General features: G+C 32.1%; 19 protein-coding genes. 13 read left to right on the forward strand and 6 right to left on the reverse strand.

The window, feature by feature from the left end; genetic code table 11:
• Nucleotides 1-107 precede the first annotated feature (107 nt).
• Entirely contained in the window at nucleotides 108-1805 is a 1698-nt protein-coding gene (locus tag G9F70_RS04920; RefSeq protein ID WP_164948005.1) for a methyl-accepting chemotaxis protein, read from the reverse strand.
• A 294-nt stretch (nucleotides 1806-2099) separates the two neighbouring features.
• On the opposite strand from G9F70_RS04920, the gene G9F70_RS04925 reads away from it, so the two are divergent.
• The 4 genes from G9F70_RS04925 (at nucleotide 2100) to tnpA (G9F70_RS04940) (ending at nucleotide 4964) form a co-directional block, all read left to right on the forward strand.
• Entirely contained in the window at nucleotides 2100-2546 is a 447-nt protein-coding gene (locus G9F70_RS04925) for a MarR family winged helix-turn-helix transcriptional regulator (RefSeq protein ID WP_164948006.1), read from the forward strand.
• A gap of 94 nt (nucleotides 2547-2640) precedes the next feature.
• Nucleotides 2641-3339: a pirin family protein gene (locus G9F70_RS04930; RefSeq protein WP_164948007.1), complete on the forward strand. Its 699-nt coding sequence runs from the start codon at nucleotides 2641-2643 to the stop codon at nucleotides 3337-3339.
• 126 nt (nucleotides 3340-3465) lie between these two features.
• Entirely contained in the window at nucleotides 3466-4065 is a 600-nt protein-coding gene (locus tag G9F70_RS04935) for a nitroreductase family protein (RefSeq protein ID WP_164948008.1), read from the forward strand.
• Between the two features lie 425 nt (nucleotides 4066-4490).
• Nucleotides 4491-4964, forward strand: a complete 474-nt coding sequence (gene tnpA / locus G9F70_RS04940) for an IS200/IS605 family transposase (RefSeq protein WP_224617364.1) — start codon at nucleotides 4491-4493, stop codon at nucleotides 4962-4964.
• Between the two features lie 332 nt (nucleotides 4965-5296).
• On the opposite strand, the gene ftsH is transcribed toward tnpA (G9F70_RS04940), so the two are convergent.
• On the reverse strand, nucleotides 5297-7096 hold the full coding sequence (ftsH, locus tag G9F70_RS04945; RefSeq protein ID WP_164947658.1) for an ATP-dependent zinc metalloprotease FtsH: 1800 nt from the start codon (nucleotides 7094-7096) through the stop codon (nucleotides 5297-5299).
• A 324-nt stretch (nucleotides 7097-7420) separates the two neighbouring features.
• On the opposite strand from ftsH, the gene G9F70_RS04950 reads away from it, so the two are divergent.
• From G9F70_RS04950 to G9F70_RS04970, 5 genes are all read left to right on the forward strand, one after another.
• On the forward strand, nucleotides 7421-8059 hold the full coding sequence (locus G9F70_RS04950) for a TetR/AcrR family transcriptional regulator (protein ID WP_164947657.1): 639 nt from the start codon (nucleotides 7421-7423) through the stop codon (nucleotides 8057-8059).
• A gap of 497 nt (nucleotides 8060-8556) precedes the next feature.
• On the forward strand, nucleotides 8557-9975 hold the full coding sequence (locus tag G9F70_RS04955; protein WP_224617421.1) for a peptidoglycan binding domain-containing protein: 1419 nt from the start codon (nucleotides 8557-8559) through the stop codon (nucleotides 9973-9975).
• 86 nt (nucleotides 9976-10061) lie between these two features.
• The gene (locus G9F70_RS04960; RefSeq protein ID WP_224617422.1) at nucleotides 10062-11342 is read left to right on the forward strand and encodes a D-alanyl-D-alanine carboxypeptidase family protein; all 1281 of its coding nucleotides are present in this window, start codon (nucleotides 10062-10064) and stop codon (nucleotides 11340-11342) included.
• Between the two features lie 125 nt (nucleotides 11343-11467).
• Nucleotides 11468-12361, forward strand: coding sequence for an ABC transporter ATP-binding protein (locus tag G9F70_RS04965; protein ID WP_164947656.1), 894 nt, complete (start codon nucleotides 11468-11470; stop codon nucleotides 12359-12361).
• Nucleotides 12361-13623, forward strand: coding sequence for an ABC transporter permease (locus G9F70_RS04970; RefSeq protein WP_164947655.1), 1263 nt, complete (start codon nucleotides 12361-12363; stop codon nucleotides 13621-13623). The genes G9F70_RS04965 and G9F70_RS04970 overlap by 1 nt, the downstream gene beginning before the upstream one ends.
• A 148-nt stretch (nucleotides 13624-13771) precedes the next feature.
• Here G9F70_RS04970 and G9F70_RS04975 read toward each other — a convergent pair whose 3' ends face one another.
• Nucleotides 13772-16456: an FAD-dependent oxidoreductase gene (locus G9F70_RS04975; RefSeq protein ID WP_164947654.1), complete on the reverse strand. Its 2685-nt coding sequence runs from the start codon at nucleotides 16454-16456 to the stop codon at nucleotides 13772-13774.
• A gap of 83 nt (nucleotides 16457-16539) precedes the next feature.
• Nucleotides 16540-17220 carry a class I SAM-dependent methyltransferase gene (locus tag G9F70_RS04980; protein ID WP_164947653.1) on the reverse strand — a complete coding sequence of 227 codons (681 nt, stop codon included), beginning with the start codon at nucleotides 17218-17220 and terminating at the stop codon, nucleotides 16540-16542.
• A gap of 534 nt (nucleotides 17221-17754) precedes the next feature.
• Between G9F70_RS04980 and brnQ the strand changes: the two genes are divergently transcribed.
• On the forward strand, nucleotides 17755-19053 hold the full coding sequence (gene brnQ, locus G9F70_RS04985; RefSeq protein WP_318011010.1) for a branched-chain amino acid transport system II carrier protein: 1299 nt from the start codon (nucleotides 17755-17757) through the stop codon (nucleotides 19051-19053).
• 215 nt (nucleotides 19054-19268) lie between these two features.
• On the forward strand, nucleotides 19269-20510 hold the full coding sequence (locus G9F70_RS04990) for an IS701 family transposase (RefSeq protein WP_164947651.1): 1242 nt from the start codon (nucleotides 19269-19271) through the stop codon (nucleotides 20508-20510).
• 411 nt (nucleotides 20511-20921) lie between these two features.
• On the opposite strand, the gene G9F70_RS04995 is transcribed toward G9F70_RS04990, so the two are convergent.
• Together G9F70_RS04995 and G9F70_RS05000 are read right to left on the reverse strand one after the other, a co-directional pair.
• Nucleotides 20922-21095 (reverse strand): hypothetical protein, encoded by a 174-nt coding sequence (locus G9F70_RS04995; RefSeq protein ID WP_164947650.1) that lies wholly within the window; start codon nucleotides 21093-21095, stop codon nucleotides 20922-20924.
• 85 nt (nucleotides 21096-21180) lie between these two features.
• On the reverse strand, nucleotides 21181-21471 hold the full coding sequence (locus tag G9F70_RS05000; protein WP_164947649.1) for a hypothetical protein: 291 nt from the start codon (nucleotides 21469-21471) through the stop codon (nucleotides 21181-21183).
• Nucleotides 21472-21904: 433 nt separating this feature from the next.
• Here G9F70_RS05000 and tnpA (G9F70_RS05005) point away from each other — a divergent pair, with 433 nt between their 5' ends.
• Both tnpA (G9F70_RS05005) and tnpB read left to right on the forward strand, forming a co-directional pair.
• Nucleotides 21905-22231, forward strand: a complete 327-nt coding sequence (tnpA, locus tag G9F70_RS05005) for an IS66 family insertion sequence element accessory protein TnpA (protein ID WP_164947648.1) — start codon at nucleotides 21905-21907, stop codon at nucleotides 22229-22231.
• Nucleotides 22225-22575 (forward strand): IS66 family insertion sequence element accessory protein TnpB, encoded by a 351-nt coding sequence (tnpB, locus tag G9F70_RS05010; protein WP_164947647.1) that lies wholly within the window; start codon nucleotides 22225-22227, stop codon nucleotides 22573-22575. The genes tnpA (G9F70_RS05005) and tnpB overlap by 7 nt, the downstream gene beginning before the upstream one ends.
• The last annotated feature ends 53 nt before the right edge of the window (nucleotides 22576-22628 follow it).

The following is a 22628-nucleotide window of genomic DNA, read 5'->3' on the forward strand; positions in this document are numbered from 1 at the left end:
TTGTATAGAGTTAAGTTTATTAATTAAAAATATTCATTTTTTTAATATAAATAAGTAATAGGAGCAGGTACCTAACCAGAAATTGGTTGTGTATCTGCTCCTTAGGACTATAGTTTAAATTTATTTACTTCTTCTATAGTTCTTGTTGCAATTGACGATAGCTTTTCTGCGCTAAATGCCACGTCCTCTGAGGATGCACTCATTTCCTGTGCAGAAGCTGCTATCTCCTCTGAAGCTGCTGAATTTTCTTCTGATACTGCAGAAGCGTTTTCAATTTTAGATATTATGGAATTTTTGTCACTATTTATTTTATTCACTTCTAAATTTGTATTTTCAATTAAAGGTAGCATTTTTTCGATAGCAGTAATAATATCCTTAAATACAGATATTGAACTATCAATTATATCAACTTGATCCACAAGGTCAGAATCCACTTTACTAGTAGTAACTATGACCCCTTCTGTTTCCAATGAAATAGTTTTCAGCAAAGTATCTATCTCTGTAGAAGAATTTTTACTTTGCTCTGCAAGCTTTCTAATTTCATCAGCAACAACGGCGAAGCCTTTTCCAGATTCTCCAGCCCTAGCTGCCTCGATAGCTGCATTAAGTGCTAATAGATTTGTCTGATTTGCAATGTTGTTTATTAAAGTAGTGATTTCATTTATTTTATTAATACTTGTACCTAGCTTAGCAAATTTTGTACTTACATCTTTAAATGCACCACTAATATTAGCAACAGACTTCACTAAGTCCTCTAGCTTCGTATTACTATTTGTAGCCATATTATTAACATTCTTAGCATTAACTTCAACCTCTTCAACAGATAATACTATATTATTTATGGCAATACCAAAAGCACTTAAATTAGAAGCCATTTCAATTAAGTCCGTTGATTGAGAAGTTGACCCCTCTGCAACTTCATGTATAGCATTTGCAACCTCTTGGGTTGAAGATGTCATTTCCTCTGATATAGCAGACAAGGATAGCGATTGTTCACTAATAGTATCTGTATTTTCTTTTATTGTCTTTAGTATCTGACATATAGCACCGATAGTCATTGCTAATTCTCTTTTCATTTTACCAAATTCATTTTTACCAGTTTTATCTAACTCAATAGTAAAATCTCCAGTTGAAATAACAGCTAATGCATTTGAAAACTCTTTAATAGAAGATTTAACTAAGGATATTACTATTAAGGATATTGATGTTAAAATTATGAAAAGAATTATACCCATTGCAATAAATATATTTCTACTGCTATTATATTGCTGCAACGACTTATTATATATATCTTCTGCTGATTTTTGATTTAATTTAGTAAGTTCAAGCATACTTTTAGATAAGTTAGTTCCTGATATACCATATTGTGCAACTTCTTCATTTGTAGCATTTTGACCCTGCTTTTTCTTTTCTTTTACTACATTTATACCGGCAAAGTAATCTTCATAATTTTTCTTAAGAGAATTGAAAGATTCCTTTCCTGTTGATGTAGTGCAGTATTTTTCGATTTTAGCTGTATTTTCTTTAAACAATTTGTCGTTTTCATCCAGAATGTTTATAATAGCTGAATTAAAGGGTCTATCAATTAGCTTAGTGAAATTTTGTCTTATTAGCCCTAATTCCCCATTAAGTTCTGCTAATATGGAGATAGACGTAAGCTGCTGTGAATATATTGTTTCTACATTTCCATTTAATTTTTTCATGTTGATAAATCCATTTATCCCTATCACTAATGAACAAATAAGTGATATAATCCACATTGCAATTACGCTATTAACAATTTTTAGGTTTTTAAGATTTTTCAAAGTCATTCCCCCTATAATTTAGTTCAATAGTTTATTTTATGTACTTATTTATCGACTAATTTAAGCCTATCTTTAGTGAGATTTTAATTGAATTTTATATTTTATAAAAATAAAGTAATAGACGCGTTGCAAAAATAGTCATAAATTCATTGAAAAATCAGTAAATTGTCATAAGCACTGTAATTAGCATAGGCTCAGGTTTAAGCTTCTCAGGTTATAATCTTAATAGAGACGACGTTTTAGAAATTCAAAAAAAAGCTTGAGGATATTACTAATTAGTGATATATTATAGGCATGGATAAAGAAAAAAACACTTATGGAGAAGTAGTAGATTTAAATTTAAAGACATTAATAGCATTGAGTAGATGTACTCAAAATGTTCATAAAAGAGAATATAAAACTATTAAAGAGGGAGGGTTAACAGTTTCTCAGTTTGCAGTACTTGAGATATTATATCATAAAGGAGATTTAAGGGTCTGTGAAATAATAGATAAAATCCTTTCTACCGGTGGCAATATGACTGTTGTTATAGATAATTTAGTTAAGGCAAATCTTGTTAAGAGACTTACTGATCCAAAGGATAGACGAGTTAATTTGATAAGTATTACTGAAGAAGGAAAAAGCTTCATAAGTGATATATTTCCAAAACATTTAGAAAATATAAATGAAATCTTTAGTTCATTAACAATAGAAGAAAAGAAAAATTTAATAAGTTTACTTAAAAAATTATCAGGTGTATAAATATGTACACCATATATTTTGATTATATATAACTAGTTAGTTATAAACTAGTTAGTTATATATAATAACTTATTCAATGAAAGGAGATTTTAAAATGTTAAGAAAAATAGAAAGTGAAGAAATGGGAGGGAGTGATCTTGGATGGCTAAAAAGCAAATTTCATTTTTCATTTGCTGAGTATTATAACCCGAATAACATGGGATTTGGAGTATTAAGGGTGATAAATGATGATTTAGTTAATTCTCATACAGGATTTGACACTCACCCTCATCAAGATATGGAGATTATATCTTATGTGGTTTACGGTGAGTTAACGCATGGTGATAGTATGGGTAATAAAAGTACATTGAAGCGTGGGAATGTTCAATATATGAGCGCTGGTACAGGTGTTTATCACAGTGAGCATAATTTAGGAGAAAAGACAGCGAGATTCCTTCAAATATGGATAATTCCTGATGAAAGTGGACATAAACCCAATTATGGTGAGTATAGATTTGGATGGAACGAAAGAAAAAATAAATGGCTCAATATGGTATCAAGTAATCAAGGAGACGCAACTATAAAAGTCAATCAGGATGTAAATATATTTGCATTAGAATTAGAAGAAAGCAATGAAATGGATTATTCAGTTAAAGCAGATAGGCAAGCGTATTTAGTTCAAATAGAAGGAAGATCAAATATTAATGGAATTACTTTAAATGAAAGAGATGCTATGGAGATTGTTGAAGAAGATATAAAAATAAAGACAGAGGTACTTTCTCATTTTATTGTTGTAGAGATGAGAAAATCTTAAGAATAATATTAGATTATTCTTAAAAGATTTGTCTTATGATTTAGAGTGATATAAATAGGGATAGATTAGCTCATATTTGTTAATAATGAAAAAATAATAGTTAATAAAAATTGGAGGAATAATAATATGAAAAAAGATTTTTACACTGCTGTAGCAGACAGACGTTCATTTTATGGAATTAGTAAAGACCAGGTAACAACAGATGAAGTAATTAAAGAAGTTATTGAACAAGCCGTAAAGAATACACCATCATCATTTAATTCTCAAAGTGCGAGAGTAGTTTTATTGCTAGAAAAGCATCACGATAAATTATGGGATATTACAAAAGAAACCCTAAAAAAGATAGTTCCTGTTGATAAGTTCAGTGAAACTGAGGATAAAATAAATTCATTCCGTAATGGATATGGCACAGTTTTATTCTTTGAGGATGCTACTGTAATTGAATCTCTTCAGAGTCAATTTGCTCTCTACAAGAACAATTTTCCGGTTTGGTCTCAGCAATCAAGTGGAATGCACCAATACGTTATATGGACTGCCTTAGAAATTGAGGGTTTTGGTGCATCACTACAACACTATAACGAACTCATTGAGGAAGATGTAAAAAAAGAATGGAGCGTGCCAAGTAACTGGAAACTCATTGCACAAATGCCGTTTGGAAAACCAACAGCACAGCCTGATGAAAAACAGTTTCAACCATTAGAAGATCGCATTAAGGTGTTTAAATAATTTGCACATTAAGTAACCAATAAAAAAGAAAATGCTCAATTAGAAATAGCATAAAATTAATAATAGTATATTCATTAATCCCTTACATCAATAAAAGATGTAGGGGATTTTTATATAACTAACTACTATGATAAGTGAACATGCCACTTGCCATGTGGGTGGAACTCACTTAGTATATTTAAGATTGAAAAATTCAACGGGTATATTATGCAGTGCTACAATCTGTTCTAAGTAGATACTAGACAAAATCAAAGGAATGCACATGGTTGTGTCATTCCTTTGATTTTTATTATTAATGAAAGAATACCACGGGCTATGCCTGTGGTTCTAAAAAGCTTATAGCTATACGTAGAAAAAAACAACCCCCTTTGATAAAATGGAAGTAGGTTTGCCAACCACAACCAAGTCAAAGGGGGAAAATCCAAATGGACAATCAAAGTTTAGCACATAGTAAATGGAATTGTAAATACCATATTGTCTTTGCACCCAAATATAGAAGACAAATAATATATGGGAAAATAAAATCAGACATAGGACAAATATTGAGAAAGCTATGTGAATATAAGGGTGTAGAAATATTAGAAGCAAACGCATGCAAGGATCATATACATATGCTTGTAAGTATACCACCCAAATTAAGTGTGTCACAATTTATGGGATATTTAAAAGGTAAAAGTTCATTGATGATATTTGATAGACATGCAAATTTGAAGTATAAGTATGGGAATAGACAATTTTGGTGTAAAGGATATTATGTAGATACAGTAGGAAGAAACAAAAATGCAATAGAAGAATATATAAAAAACCAACTTCAAGAAGATATTGTATGTGAGCAGATAAGTTTAAAAGAATATATGGACCCGTTTACGGGTGAGCCAGTAAATAAATACAAAAAATAATACCCCTTTAGGGGTTGTATGTAAAGGTATGCGGTTGGCAGAACTTTCAGTATGTCTTTAGACGTAGCCAGTAACATGCCCTTATAGGGCTAGAACAAGCCACCCGTTATACGGGTGGTCCTGACTTATTATATTTTTTAAGGGGTAATGTTAAGTTTATATTTAATTAAAGGGGGACTTTAATTAAAAAATCAATTGCTTTCTATGTATTTATAATAACAATTATATGTGTCATTAATGTGACAAAATTGAGAATTGTTTGTAAACTAAAGATTTCAATTTTGATCAAAAAAATAAAAGCACAGCTATGGTAGCCTGTGACATATTATTAATTAGCTTTTTGAAAATATTTCTTGGAAATCCACTGCTTCAAGCTTTTCTCGTACTAAAAGCTCTTCCGCAACAGCATTAAGTTTACTTCTATTATCAGTTAGTAGTTTTAATGCTTTTCTATATGCTTCATCTATAAGTCTTTTTATCTCTCCATCAATTTTGTTTAGAGTTTCTTCACTAAAGCTTTTACCTTTACCCATGTCTCTTCCAAGGAATACCTCATCACTGCCTGAACCAAAAGCAATTGTTCCAAGAGTATCACTCATTCCGTAGTCCATTATCATTTTTCTTGCAATTGAAGTTGCTCTTTCAATATCATTGCTTGCGCCAGTACTTATATCTCCAATAACTAGTTTTTCTGCAACTCTGCCGCCTAATAGTCCTACAATTTCCTCTTCAAGTCTTGATTTAGACATATATGATCTGTCCTCATCTGGAAGACTCATAGTATATCCGCCAGCCCTTCCTCTTGGAACTATACTTATCTGGTGAACAGGGTCTGACATTGGAAGTAAATTCATTACAATTGCATGGCCTGCTTCATGATACGCTGTAAGCCTTCGATCGGCTTCGCTTATCACTCTACTTTTCTTTTCAGGTCCAGCAATTATTCTTGTAACTGCTTCTTCAAGTTCATCCATTCCTATAAGTTTTTTATCTTTTCGTACAGCTAAAAGTGCTGATTCATTCATTAAGTTTTCAATGTCTGCACCTGTAAATCCAGGTGTTCTTTTTGCAAGTACGCTAAGCTTAACTTCAGGTTCAAGATGCTTATTTTTAGAATGAACTGCCAAAATTGCTTCACGACCCTTCGTATCAGGAACTCCAACAAATATTTGTCTGTCAAATCTACCTGGTCTTAGTAGTGCTGGGTCAAGTACATCTGATCTATTTGTAGCTGCAATCATTATTATTCCTTCATTTTCTCCAAAGCCATCCATCTCGACTAACAGTTGGTTTAATGTCTGCTCTCGCTCATCATTTCCTCCACCAACGCCTGCACCTCTTTGTCTTCCTACAGCGTCAATTTCATCTATAAAAATTATACAAGGCGAGTTCTTTTTTGCCTGATCGAATAAATCGCGCACTCTGGAAGCTCCAACGCCTACAAACATTTCTACAAAATCTGAACCTGAGATGCTGAAAAATGGGACTCCAGCCTCTCCTGAAATAGCTCTTGCAAGAAGTGTCTTACCAGTTCCTGGCGGGCCGACAAGTAAAACTCCCTTTGGTATACGGGCACCCATTTCCATGTATATTTTAGGTTGCTTTAGAAAATCCACTATTTCGGAAAGTTCAGCTTTTTCTTCATCTGCTCCTGCAACATCATTAAAACTAACTTTTTTCGCAGTAGGGTCAGCAAGTTTTGCTTTGCTTTTACCAAACTTCATTACACCGCCGCTTCCACCGGCGCCCTTGGATTGTTTCATGAATATAAATCCAAAGCCTACAAGCATTAATATGAATAGTAAATTAGGCAAAAACTGTAACCACATTAACATACCGGATGGTGCTAGGTACGTTTCGGAAACAGCTGGATTTTTTGGATGATCTTTAATAAACTGAAATAATCTAGCAGATGGAACAATGGTTTTATATGTAGTTCCATCTTTTAAAGTTCCAGAGACTGACATCTGATCATCTTCCACCACGAAGCTTTTTATAGTATTATTTGTCCAATTGGTTTGAAACTGATTAAAATTAATAATTGTTGAATTCTGATTTGTTTTAGAAAACATAAATATTGCGATAATAGCAAGGATTATAGCCCAAACAGCAATACTTGATTTCTTTTTCATCAGAGATCACCTCTCTTTCTCAATATATACTTAACTTTTTTAGGTTCTTAGTCTTTCACTTATTATATACTTAAGCCTACTAAAATTCTATTAATTTTATAATAGGCGCTATAATCTCATTGTATGAAAGAAATAATAGTTTCCATCAAAGGCATTTTTAAAATATCATAAATCTACAACTCCTCAATTCTTATCCTTTATAAATGAGAGTATATCATAGCAAATAATAAAACACAACAGTTTCAAAACTATTATGTTCAGTTATGTTGAAAAGATGTTTACAGTGTGATATATTTATGGAAAGCAGAAAATGGAGGCTAGGGGATGGATATAATAAATAAATCCGATTTCATTGAAAATTTTGAAGGAAAAGTCCCAAGTAAGATTGGAAGGCCTGTAGATAAACGGCGTGATATCGCTATTCTAAAAGCCGCTTTGGAGCTGGTAGCGGAGCAGGGGTATGAGTGCGTCACCATGGATTCTATTGCATTAAGGGCCCATGCAGGAAAAGCTACATTATACCGCAGATGGAAATCTAAACCGTATCTTATAGCAGAAGCCATAAGATTCATGATGCCTTGTGAGCAGAAGGTTGATATGCAGCGCTGCGGAGACAAATTAAGAGATTATTTGTGTGAATCACTTAGCATATATTTCGGGATAAAAGACGAGGTCAGGCAAAAGGTAATGCTGTCCATTGCAACAGCAATAAGCAGAGATAAATTATTATCCGAAGCTATTAACTTGGATTGCATAACGGATCAAACATGTATATTTAGTGATGCCATAGAGTGTGCTATAAATAAGAAGTTAAACAAGGAACAATTGAAACTTCTTGCAGATGTGGGCCCAGCATTATTATTTTATCAACTCATAATTACTGGCAAACCCATTAAAATGAGCTATGTAGAACATATTGTTGATAATTTAATAATTCCGCTTATAGAACTGAATAAAAAATAAAAAACTCATGTTGCTTTTCTATAATTCATTCAAATTTATCGGTTGTATGATAATAGAAGAAGAATTTGAGGGAATAGAAATAAAATAAAATTAATAATAGTATATTTATTAATCCTCTACATTAATAAAAGATGTAGGGGATTTTTATATATCAACCTTACCTGAGTTTATAAAGGAAGGGCTAGTGTTTTTGTCATGGGAAAGTTAAGATATTTGATGTTTTTTTGAAGTCACAGGTACCTTAGAAGAAATTTTTCTACAAACCATGTAATTGTGGACACGTTTACAACCTTGATTTTATTGGATTTTATATGTTCTACTTTATTTCTAATTTTAGGGTGGCACATAATTTAAAAAAAATACCTCTTTCATAATTTATTTAAAAGATGTATTATTATATTTGCGTTGTTATTTGTAGTAGAAGGTTAGTACATAAAATGAAATGTAGACTTAGGAAGGACACGTATTAAGTCGGCATTTTATTGTAATTAGAAGGGGTGGGAATTACGGAAAATGAATTAGAAAAGTCAATAATAAGGCCAATAAAAAAGCGCAAGAAAATTGTTACAGGTATTATAATTTCTATTTGCACTTTACTTGTTATATATTTTGGAATGGCAATGTATTTCATGAATCATTTTTATTTTGGTTCAGAAATAAATGGCATTAGTGTTTCAGGTGAAATTGTTGAGAATGTAAATAAACAAATGGCATCTGAAATTCAAAAATATAAGTTGAATATAAAAGAGCGAGGCGGTAAAAGTGAGCAAATTAATGGTAAAGATGTTGGTTTAAAGTATAATTCAGATGGGCAATTTAAGGATTTTAAAGATAGACAGAATCCTTATAAATGGGTTTCAGCAGTTTTTAACAAAAAAGATTCTAAGATGGTAGAAGGAATTAAATATGATAAGAATCTATTAAAAGAACGAGTGGACAAGCTCTCTTGTTTTGATAGCAGTAATGTAATTGAGCCTAAAAATGCTAGCTTTAAGTATACAGATAATGGTTATATGATTGTAGGTGAAGTTCTTGGAAATAAGGTTAATAAAGATATTTTATACGAGCATGTGTCAGCGGCAGTAAGTAAGGGGGAAGGTACAATTGATTTGGAATCAATCAATTATTATGTTAACCCACAATATACTTCGAAATCTAAAAAAGTCGTCGACACCAGGAACATGCTTAACAAATATGTATCTTCAAAAATCACCTATACTTTTGGAGAAGATAAAGAACTTTTAGATAGTTCTACAATAAATAAGTGGCTTGTAGTTGATGAGAATATTAAAGTCACATTTGATGAAAAAGAAGTTGAAAATTATATGGACGAACTTTCTAGCAAATATAATACAATTGGTAAGAGCAGAAATTTTGTTTCATCATCAAAAAAGGCAATGAATATTAACACTGGTGATTATGGATGGTCAATTAATAAAGCTAAGGAAACAGAAGATTTAATTTCGACTATAAAAGAAGGGAAAACTATAGCAAAAGAACCAGCATATACTCAAACTGCCTTATATCATGGCAACAATGATATGGGGAATACCTATGTAGAAATAGATCTGACAACGCAGCACTTATGGTTTTATAAAGATGGTTCGCTGATAGTACAAGGGGATGTTGTCACAGGTACTGAAGGGTCGGTGAATGCAACACCACCAGGTATTTATAAGTTGAAATATAAAGAAAAAAATGCAACCCTTAAAGGTGAAGGTTACGCTGCTCCTGTTAACTTTTGGATGCCTTTTAATGGAGGCATAGGAATTCATGATGCAAGCTGGAGAGATAAGTTTGGAGGAGTGCTATATAAGACAGCTGGGTCCCATGGTTGTATAAATTCACCATACGATTTAGCAAAAACAGTATTTGATAATATTGAGTCAGGTACTCCAGTTGTTTGTTATAATTAGTAAAAAGAAATCGCTAAATAAGGCGATTTCTTTTTATTAGTATCAAATTAGGTGCACAATAAATTAAAGTAATGGAGAGATGAAAGTTGAAAAATAAAAGATTTTTAATTTTAATTGTATTATTTCTAGTGGTTTCTATGAGTTCAAATATTTTCGCTGCGGGTATCGATGGCACTATTAATTTGCCGACAATATATGGGAAAGCAGCCATAACTGTAGATGTTGCAACTGGCGAAATGATTTATGCGAAAAGTGTAGATAAACAAATGTATCCAGCAAGTACAACAAAGCTAATGACAGCACTATTGCTGGCTGAGAACATGGGGAAAAATGATGAATTAAAATATACTCAAAGTGCAAAATCTCAGCCCGCGGATTCATTAAATGTTAATTTTCATCCAATCGGGATTGATGAAACCATGTCAGGTGCGGACGTAATGGATGGACTGTTACTGTATTCAGCAAATGACCTAGCATATATGATTGCAGACAATGTTTCAGGAAATTCTACAAATTTCATGAAAATGATGAATGATAAGGCAGCAAAATTGAATATGACAGGAACTCACTTTGTAACTTCTAATGGTCTTCATAGTCCAGATCATTATACAACGCCTTATGATATGAGTATATTGGCTAGAACCTCATTTTTAAACCCCTGGGTAAAAGAGTCAATGAATAAAAAGAAAAATACTTTATCAACATCAAATGGTACAACATTTGTTATTGAAAATAGTAATAAACTTCTTGGCAGCGATGGTTGTATTGCTGGGAAAACAGGGTATACTTCAAAAGCTGGGAGATGTCTTGTAGCCTTTTATGAAAGAAATGGAAGAGAAATTATGGGAGTTGTTATGGGATCAGTTTATGATGCCAATGACACTTATGTTTTCAATGATATGAAAAAAATAATTGACTATAGCTATAATTTACAGCAGACAGTATTACATGCAAAGAATGACATTATAAAAACCGAAACATTAAAATACAAACCGCTTGGCTCCTTTGGCCCAGAGAAAACTGTTAGTGTACCACTTGTGGCTAAAGAAGACATTAGCTATTTCAACAACGAAGCGAATAAAAAAGAGTTGCAGGAGAATATAAACTTAACAAGTACTGACCTTTCTAGTCTTAAAGGACATAAGAGCATTGGAACTTTGTCATTAACTGAAAAAGGAAAAGTCAAAACTTATAAGCTTTATTCAATTGCTTCCAATGGAACTTTAACAAAAAATATTATAATTATATATCTTATGGTTGCTGGAATATTTATCCTATTCTTAATAGGAATAGTTGTTATAATAAGAAAAATTAATTTAAGTAAGAAGAAAAAAAGAAAAAGTAAATTTAAAAGGAATTCAAGATAAAACAGACAATTCTTAACTAGATATTTCAAATTTTGACAAGTTAATGTTATAATATCAATGTATGAAAATTTATGGTTATATAAGGTGCATCAAAATAAATGCGTCTTATGCAAGGGGGAAGTAATATGGCACTAGAGATATCATCCGTATTAAAGAAGTTTGGAGAAAAAACTGTAGTAGACAATCTTTCTTTTGAAATTGAAAATCCAGGTGTGTTTGGTTTGCTTGGAACAAATGGAGCAGGCAAAACCACAACAATAAGAATGATTTTGGGGATTCTTGAAAAAAATAGCGGAACAATTGAATGGAATGGAAAGGCTGTTACAAGAGAAACTGTGAAATTTGGATACCTACCAGAGGAAAGAGGTTTATATCCTAAGGCTAAGGTAGTAGATCAACTTTCATATTTCGGAAAACTTCGAGGTATGGATGGAAAGTCAGTAAAAAAAGCTATAAACTATTGGTTTGATAGGCTTAAGGTATCTGAATACTCAAACTTTACTGCAGAGCAATTGTCTAAGGGGAATCAACAAAAAATACAATTGATAACAGCACTCTTGCATGATCCAGAATTGATTATTCTAGATGAACCACTAAGTGGTCTTGACCCAGTAAACGCTGATTTGTTCAAAAGTGTAATTAACGAATTAGTTGAAAAGGATAAATTTATTATAATGTCCAGTCATCAAATGCAATCTATTGAAGAGTATTGCAAAGATCTTGTAATATTAAAAGATGGACAAACTATCCTAAAGGGTAATTTAAAACAAATAAAGGCTGGCTATGGAAGAACAAATCTTACTGTGAACTGCCAAGAAGGAATTGAGGATCTCATAAAAGAGCAAGGCATGAATATTTTATCAAAAACCGCTACTGGGTACGAATTTAAAATTAAATCAGACCAGCAGGCATATAGCCTTCTTGAAAAAATCATAACATCAAAAATAAGACTTGATAAATTTGAAATTCGTGAACCCTCTCTTCATGAAATATTTATTGAAAAGGTTGGTGAACAATAATGAAAGAGTTTCTTGCGGTTTTAGTCTATACATTTAAAGAAAACTCCAGAAAAAAAGCATTTATTATTTCAACTGTAATCACACTACTTTTAACTGTTTTAATAATTAGTTTGCCATCTATAATAAAGACCTTCCACAATGATGGAAATAATAAAACAGAGCAACAATCAAAAGGTGGCAAAGCTAAGGGAGTTATTTATGTAGTTGATGCTAAGGGTATTCTAAAGGGAGATTTAAGTAATCTCGGCAAAGCCTTTTCAGAATATGAAGTTAAGTCTCAGCCTTATGGTAGTGTTGATATGCTTAAAAGTAAAGTTAAGGATGGAGATAATAATACGCTAATAATTCTAGATGAGAAAAACGGTGTACCCACCTTTGATTATTTAGTTAAACAAGCTGGCGATGGACCAGATTCTACGGGAGTAAGTCATATAATAAAAAGTACTTTTGTAACTAACCTATTAAAAGATGCTAAGGTATCAGATGACGTATCTAAAATGGTACAAAGCGATATTTCCTTTAAGGTTAATGAGCTTGGAAAACCAAAAATGAATAGCTACATTTCAAGTATGGTTATAAGTATGTTGTTGTTCTTTGTAATTTATTTTTATGGATATGGAGTAGCCATGTCTGTGGCTTCTGAAAAGACTTCAAGGGTAATGGAACTCCTTGTAACCTCCACGAAACCATCAAAAATAATTCTTGGAAAGAGTGCCGCTATGGGACTGCTTGGGTTAATTCAACTGTCTTTGGTTGTATTTACTGCTGCGTTAACTTACAAATTAACTTTTCCAGAGGACTTTGCAATAGCAGGTCAAATGCTTGATTTTTCTAACTTCACGCTCTTTAGTATTGCAATGATAGTTGTATACTTTATACTGGGTTATTCATTGTATGCTATGATGAATGCTGTTGCTGGGGCTACTGTAAGCAAGGCAGAGGATGTCAATTCAGCCCTTATGCCTATAAATATGATAACCCTGGTAGCATTTTATGCAGGATATTTTTCGCTGTCTGCGCCAAAGGGTAGTGTGTCAATTATAGCATCTATTGTTCCATTTTCTGCGCCATTTTCTATGCCTTGTAGGATTTTAGCTACAGAAGTTCCTACCTTACAAATTGTAGCTTCATTATTTTCTTTGGGAATAACAATTGCTATTATAGCTTGGATGTCAATAAAAATATACTCTTCCGCTATACTTCATTACGGCAGACGTTTAAAACTAAAAGATTTAGTGAGAATTTCAAATAGAAATAAATAATAAAGCAGAACATTATGAAAATATAGTATCCATTGATAGTAATATAATTGAAGTAAATTACTTGTGATATACTACTAAAAAAACCTCCTCAGAATAAATATTATTTATTCTGAGGAGGTTTTGCTTTGAGATAGGCAAGCAATATTTTCTATTTGCGTAAGGATTTTTTAACCTTATGGACAAAGATTCTACCTTTACGCTTAATCATGTTTTTAACAATTATCGGTTTAAGCTTTTCTAGCGGTACGCTTGAAGCGTCATATTTTCTGACAAGTGAAATAGCATCGAATTTACATCTGGTTGTACATGCACCGCATCCTATACACATGTATTCATCTCTAGTTGTAGCACCGCAGCCAAGGCAACGTTCTGCTTCCTTCTTCACTTGATTTTCTGTAAATGTACTACGTAAATCTTTAAAGGTTTCTTTTGATTTTTTTCCATCCACAGGAAGTGCTCTTTGCCTTGGCATACGGTCATAGCTTTCAAGAGTCAAGTTTTCTTTATCAAGTGAATGATACTCCCTCCTGTCACGACCAATAATTAAGCTCTGTCCTGGGTGAACATAACGATGGATTGAAATTGCACCTTCTTTACCCATAGCAATAGCATCGATAGCAAACTTTGGACCTGTCATTGCATCTCCACCAGCAAATACATCTGGCTCTCCTGTCTGAAGTGTAAAAGAATCTGCTTTGATTGTCTTGTTTGGATTTAATTCTATGTTGCTGTTTTCCAGCAGGTTGCCCCAGTCTATTCCTTGACCTACTGAAATCAAAACATTATTTGTCTTAACAATCACAGTTTCTTTTTCATCAAATATAGGACTAAACTTTCCATTCTTATCGAAAACTGAAACACATTTTTTGAATTCTATGCCGGAAACACGTCCATTTTGTTGAAGAATTCGTTTTGGACCCCAAGAATTGTTGATACCAATATCTTCTGATAATGCTTCTTCAATTTCTTGTTCAAGGGCCGGCATTTCTTTTCGACTCTCAAGGCAATACATATCAACTTTTGAGGCTCCAAGTCTTGCAGCTGTTCCTGCAACATCAATAGCAACGTTACCGCCACCGATTACAACTACGTTTCCTTCAAGTTTTATGTCATTACTAAGGTTTACAGCACGGAGGAAATCAACACCTGTAATAGCGCCTTCTGCATCTTCACCCTCTAACCCTAAGTTTCTACCTGCCTGAGCACCAATTGCAACATAGAATGCTTCATATCCCTCATTTCTAAGTTCGCGAAGGCTAACATCATTGCCCACTTCAATACCTGTCTTGAACTCAACGCCGAGTTCCCTTAAAATATCAATTTCTGAATTAATTACTTCTTTTTCTAATCTATAAGCTGGAATTCCAAGTGTAAGCATACCACCAAGTGCTCTTTGCTTTTCAAACACAGTTACCTTATAACCGTCAATAGCTAAGTAGAAAGCACAAGACAGACCTGATGGGCCAGCACCAATAATGGCAATTTTTTTTTCATATTTATGTCTCAATTTTGGTACATAGCGATTATCCACATTTAACTCTTGATCTGCAATGAATTTTTTGATTTCATCTACAGCAACAGGATCGTCGATATCGCCTCTTGTACAGGCGGATTCACATTTTCTTGGACAGATACGTCCGCATACTGCTGGAAATGGATTTTCGTGCTTGATAAGTTCAAGGGCTTCTTTATATTTTCCCTTAGAAGCAAGCTTAATGTATCCTTGAACAGATATGTGAGCTGGGCACTCTGTTTTACAAGGACTTGTACCGGTTTCAACAACATTTTGCCTATTAGTACGATAATCCACATTCCATTTCTCTGGACCCCACTTTGTATTAGATGGGAAATCCTCTCTTTTTTCTGGAGTAATTGGTGTTTTAGTACATAAATTTTGACCTAGTTTCAATGCATTAACAGGACAAACAGTAGCACATTCTCCGCAAGCAACACATTTATCTTTATCGATTTTTGAAACATAATTTGAACGTACAAAATCATTGTTAAGGAACATTGAGGCATTTCTCGTAGATAAACAGGAACAACCGCAGCAGTTACAAATGGCGTGGGTTTTTCCAGGGCCATCTGTATTGGGTATTTGATGCATCAAACCATTTTCTTCGGCTTTTTTAATAATTTCAAAAGCTTCCTCGCGGGTAATCTTTCGGCCACGGCTTGTACGGATATAGAACTGGGCAGCATCGCCTAGCTGAATACACATATCTTCCTTCAAGTGACCACAACCTTCTCCCATAGCTTCTCTTGCTGTACGGCAAGAACAATTGGAAACTGAGAAAATAGTATTTTCATTGAGATATTTGGAAATTTCCTCATAGGATGCTCTTCTAGTTTCTCCTTCAATGGATTTTTCGATAGGGATTACACGCATCACGCCTGTTCCTACAGGAAAAAGACCTGCCGCTATAGGAGCTCTTCTTTTCCCGTACCCATCAAAAGCCTGGCCAATTTGCTTAAAGTTTTTAATGTTTTCCCTATGTGGGTGGTTAACTATCAGTTCCATGTGCCCCGGAACCCAAATCTCAAGCCAGTATTTATCAACACCTTCTTTTTCACCAACGAGGCAAGCACCGGCAACGGCTAATTCCCATAGGAGTCTTTCTGTTTCCTCTACAGATTTACCGCAGATTGCTGCAACTTCCTTCGCACTTTTTGGTTTATGTAATTCAAGACAAAGTGCTACTTCTGCCATTTCTTCTGTAACAACAGGTTCCAAAATTTTATATTCCGGATGTTCCCGCGTAATTTCTGATTTTGAACCACGATTTGTCTTACTAATCTTATTTGCAAGGTCCAATACTTTTTCATTTACCATATATAGTCCCTCCCCCATATTTAGTTTCAACTTTATTTTTCTACAAAAAAATCATTTATTTAACTTGATCATCTTGCAGTATCCTATTTTTTATTTTCCCAGATAACTTGCATTTGATAAGCATTTCTGGAAATTTTACATCCTGGCAAATTAGTAGTAAATAAATCTTTAAATTTCTCCTCTGATAAATACCTATCTGAAGCTAAATGCTTTAGCCAATCCTTTGAAATATTAAATTTAAATATTCTAAATCCAATCTTTACACCAAACATTTTACAATTTGGCATAAGTCTTGCAAATGCTTCAATAATACTAAATATTGTTGGCTCTCTTTCAAAGTTAGATATAACATCTACAATTACAATTTTACCGCCAGGGTTAACCATATCCTTAATTTTTGTGAGTAATAATGGAATATTATTTATGTGATGAAAAGTTGTCCGACTTGTTATAAAATCAAATTTTTCATATAACTTCAACTCATTAGCATCCATATTTATATATTTTATATTTGGTGATTGTCTTTTATTCGAAGCAATATGTAACATTTCTTCTGATATATCAATACCTATTACTTTATCGTAATGATTTGACAACTTGTATGCCAAAATACCTGACCCACAACCTATATCCAATACTGAGCCTTTGTTATCTGACATTTCTAAAACGAAAAATTTACTATTATCAAATAATGATTCCATAAAATCATATTCTTCTGCTACTTTATTAAATTGCATTTTAGTTTTGTTTATAGAATTATTCATATTTGGTCCCCTTTAATAAGTTTGATAGTCTTAACACTATCTTTGTTGGTTACTTCTATTAGGAATTTTAAATAGTTCGTCACATTATACCCGCAGGACACAAATCATTTATTTAATTATACCATTATTACCGTAAATTGGGTAAAAAAATGAATATATGATTTTATGTAAAATTGTACATTTGTTTATGCTATAATTTACATTAAACCTTAAAATTATGTATGAAGTGGTGTATTCATAAAAGGAGAGATGGAAATTTTATAAATTATATTATTAATAGATAAATTATGATGCAAATAGTTCGTGTAGTGGTACAATCACTATGGAATGTGATTTTTTAAAAAAGTCACATTAAGGTCGCATTGACAGATACCTAAAAAAAATGATAAAATGAAATATTGTTATAATTTTGGGTAAGAGCATATTAGAGTTAAAGTTGTAAGGGTAATATGTATAAAGTAAATCGTTTTTTAAAGAAGTACTGATTTATTTGTTATAAAACTACAAAGATAAATTAAGATGGAGGTTATATAAATCAAAAATTCAACAAAACATTCAATAGTTATAGGTTTTGCATTATTTGCAATGTTCTTCGGTGCAGGAAACCTGATTTTTCCACCAACATTAGGAAAAGTAGCAGGGGATAAAGTTTTATCATCAATTATGGGCTTTCTTATTACAGGAGTTGGTCTCCCTCTATGTGCTGTAATTGCCTGTGCTAAAATTAATGGTACTTTTGAAAAAATGGCAGATAGAGTAGGACGAGTATTTTCTGTAATAGTCTCTATAGCTTTAATTCTTGTTATAGGACCTTTATTTGCAATTCCAAGAACAGCTGCAACAACCTTCGAACTGGGAATTCAGCCTTTATTTCCATCAATTGGACAAAATATATCGATTATAGTGTATTTTGCAATAGTGCTTGCATTTGCGCTTAAACCTTCTTCAATAATTGATAATATAGGTAAAATACTTACACCAGCACTTTTATTAATGTTAGCTGTAATTATAGTTAAAGGAATAATAGATCCTATTGGACCAATTGTAGCTACATCTTACCAAGGTGGATTCTCAAAAGCTTTAATAGAAGGATATCAAACAACGGATGCTATGACTGGTGTTATATTTTCATCAATAATTCTTGCATCTATTAGAGCAAAAGGTTATAAAAGCTCAAAAGATATAATGAGGATAACTATGAAATCGGCTGTAGTGTCTTTAATAGGTTTATCCTTTGTATATACGGGACTTATGTACCTTGGTACTCAAACAACTACTTTATTTCCTGGAAAGATATCTAGAACTAGTCTGGTTACAGAAATTGTTAGATTAGACCTAGGTAGTATTGGTAGTTGTATACTTAGTTTATGTGTTGCTATTGCATGTTTAACCACCGCTATAGGAATACTTTCAGCTGGATCACAATTCTTTGTTAAACTTTCTAAGGGTAAATTATCTTACAAAGCTATTGCTATTAGTATGGCTTTAGTAAGTGGAGTAATGGCTACAAAGGATGTTGATAGTTTAATTAAAATGGCAGGTCCAGTTTTACAAATTATATATCCAATTGTAATTGTTCTAATAGTTACTACTTTGCTTGGTGATATAGTGAAAAATAATAAGGTAGTTGCTATAACTACATACACAGTTTTAATAGTAAGTGTTTTAAATACTATAAATAATTTAACAGCAAATAGCATTGGATTCTTTAAATATGTTCCTCTATCCAGTGTAGGATTTGGATGGGTCATACCAGCTACACTTGCTTTTGTAATTTCTAACAGGTTAGTAAAATCAAATAAAATCACTAAAAATAGAGAATTAGAAAATTAATTCACTAGAGTCTATAAATTAGTAAATATAAACTTCCGGTTATTGCATGGCATTAGAAGCTGTAGTAAAAACTGGAAGTTTTTACTTCGTATCTATAAATGAGCAAATTTCATAACATATTTTGGAAATAAGAAAAAAGGGCGCAAAAATAGACATTTTGACCATCATAAGGTATTATATTACTGCGAAGAAATATAACTAAAGGATGGATAAAAATGCCTACAGAAAACAATATACCATATGATAAGTCAATTAACAACTTTATTATAGAAATTAGAATATTACTTTATTTAACACTACCACAATTTAAACATATTTGTGCTTTTGTTTTTGGGACCGTAGGTCGTGGTTGCAATGGTAAGGTTAGTCGTATAACTGAAAACTGTTATAGCTCCAGGCATAGAACTTCCGTAGGAAATTTTTTATCCAACAGCCCATGGAATGAAGGGTATATTTTACGAGCATTACAAAAATTTGCAATAAAAAAAATATGGCAGTTATCAAAAGATACAGGTAAGCCTATTTATGTGATTATTGATGATACTATCTGTAAGAAAACAAAGCCTTCGTCACAGGCTAAAAATCCTATAGAGAAATGCCAATTTCATTTTTCTCACTTAGAAGGTAAACAAGTTTATGGACATCAAGTTGTAAGTATTTTACTACAGTGTGGTGATGTAACAATACCGTATCAGCTAACGCCTTATGATAAAACTAGAATGAATGAATTTAATAAAAAAGTTACTAAAATTGAAATTGCTATAACCGCAATTTCTTCATTGCCCGTGCCACCTAATAAAGGATTTATTTTAGGTGGTAGCTGGTACAGTGCTGAGAAGATTCTAAAAGCAGCTAAATTAAGAGGTTTTGATTATATAGGAGCATTAAAAACTAATAGAGTTATATATCCAAAATGCTGCCGCATGAACCAGAAAATAAGTGGTTTTGCTAAAATGATAAACAAAGAAGATTTTCACTTAGTTACAGTGAATAAAAACTCTTACTATGTTTACCGATATGAAGGCAAGATAAATGGATTTAAAAAAGTAGTTATATTAATAAGCTATCCGAAAAATGCTTTATATAATCAAAATGCATTAAGATCTTTTATCTCAACAGATACTAGCCTTACGGCAGAAGAACTGCTTTTTCAGTATACTCAACGCTGGACAATTGAAGTGTTTTTCCGCCAAAATAAAATGGAATTAGGATTAGATACTTATCAAGTACGCAGCGAAAAAGCAGTAAAAAGATTTTGGATTTTGACCCAATTATCATACTTTTATTGTACTTTTGGTGTATCTGAAACTCACTGCAAATTTGGAGAAGGTTTAAAAATAGCTCGCAAAAATTCTGTGCAAAATTTAATTGATTGGATATATATACAATCTCAAAATGGAGTAAGCAAAGAAGCCATTTTTGATCTTCTTAAACTATCACAGAGTAAGTGTGCCTAGCCGCTGTAAAATATTGTGAGTATTTTTGCTCGTTTATAGTTCGTATTTTCAAACTTAAAGGATTTTTACTGGAATATGCAAATGGAACCCAAAAACAGGAACAGCAAATGTTGCAGACTATTAAAAATAATAGTAGGTAAATAGGTATATTCTATTTTTTAGGCGGATGAGATGACCCTGTTACAGGAATTAGTAATGTAGTGGAAAACTCATGGTTGATATAAATTTTAAGGTGAAATGGAATAGAAAAGAAGAATTGTTAATATTGAAAGGAGTTAAATAAGAGTTGAATTATGAGGGGATAGTTTTGAAGTACGACGTAAAAATACCATAAAATTCAGAAATGAATCATACGGTATTTTAATAAATTATTCGTTTTTTAGTTAAGTCGTTAATTAAGAAGTTTATGAGTTAATTTTTATTATCCAATAGTTTCTGGCATAAGTACATTAAACATCCATTTATTATTGCAAGTATAATATAATTAATTAAATTATTTTTTAGTTTGATAACTTCAAATCCTATAAAAAATGTTAAGACAATACTCAAAAAATTTATTAATGCAAATAATTTATTCTTTTTCATATTTTATCCCCTTCATTCGTTAGGATAGTGTTTGCTCCGTCTTAAATTACTAATTCGAATAAACCTGTAGTAGAAGATCTTAAGGCTAGTACAGATAATTCAATATTAGCTCCGCGACAATAAACACTGAACACATACACACCTGCGTAATATTCGCCCAATTATTTTTCCAACTGAAATTTTCTTTAAAATATTTGGCATTAATAATGCTCAATGCACTATTAATGCCAATGCCACCCCACATAATAAGCAACCCTATTCCTTTAGATATATCTTTACTGATAAAAAAATAGTAAATACCCATACCTATCACCGCAATGCTAACAATCCACTGAATTATATCAATGATTTTCTTTAATGAAGCTTTGTAAACCATATTTTCTCACCTTTCTAATCTATTAAATTTTACAACTTCGACCTAACTCTACAGAAATTATAGCATATTATACATATTTTCACATAAATATATTTCTATAATAGTAAATATTCTTATTTTTTAATACCGTATTATACAATTTTCAAAGACCGTTGTTCGTACTTTGAATTTCAATAGTTACGTCGACCTTTTTTCAAATTGCCTAACAATATTACTGAACTGCGACATAAAAACACCATAAAATTCAATTGAATAATACGGTGTTTTTCGGGTTTGTTAGTTGTGACGTTTTATAAGAAAATTATTCAGTTTCTATATTTTTTTATAATGTCCACTTATTTTGTTATACGGTAAGCGTAAAAGAATTGACGCCTAGATAGTTAAAGTTACCTTTGCTAAAATTACAGATAGTAAGAATAGGAGGGTATCTGTAATGACAAAGAAATTTAATGATGTAACATGGAGAGGATTTTTAGAAAAGTTTTCTTCTTATGAAGGAACTGTAACCAGTTTTTGTAAAAAAAATAATATTAGTAAGAGCCAGTTCTACTATTATAAAAGTAAACTTGAACAATCAAGTAAACCAACATTTCATGCTATAGCAATTAGTAATAAAGAATCTAATCCCCAAACAGTAAACAATAGCGTAAAAGGATATAACGATATAAGAATAGAGATTGGTAAAGCTAATATATATATACCCGCAAATGAAATAGCACTATTATCAAATATACTTAAGGAACTAAGTAAATCATGCTAAATATTGATAAGGTTAATACTGTATATTTAGCTTGCGGCGTAACGGATTTAAGAAGAAGTATAGATGGATTAGCGATGGTAGTACAAACAGAATTAAAATTAGATCCATTTGAAAAAGCACTATTTGTATTTTGCAATAAACAGATGAATAAGCTTAAAATATTACATTTTGATAATGGATTTTGGTTATATTATTATAGATTAGAAAAAAGTAGGTTTAAATGGCCAATGACAAAGGCGGAAGCCTTAAAAGTAAATATAGAAGAACTAGGTTGGCTACTAAAAGGTTATGAGGTAAGAACAACCTCAAAATTCAAGCCAATTAAAGAAAAAAACTACTATTAAAATTACATAAAAAAGCCTCTTAACCCTTGATAAATCAAGGTTTTTCTGCTATA

Source organism: Clostridium sp. FP1 (assembly GCF_011065975.2).
Lineage (GTDB): Bacteria > Bacillota > Clostridia > Clostridiales > Clostridiaceae > Clostridium_AD > Clostridium_AD tagluense.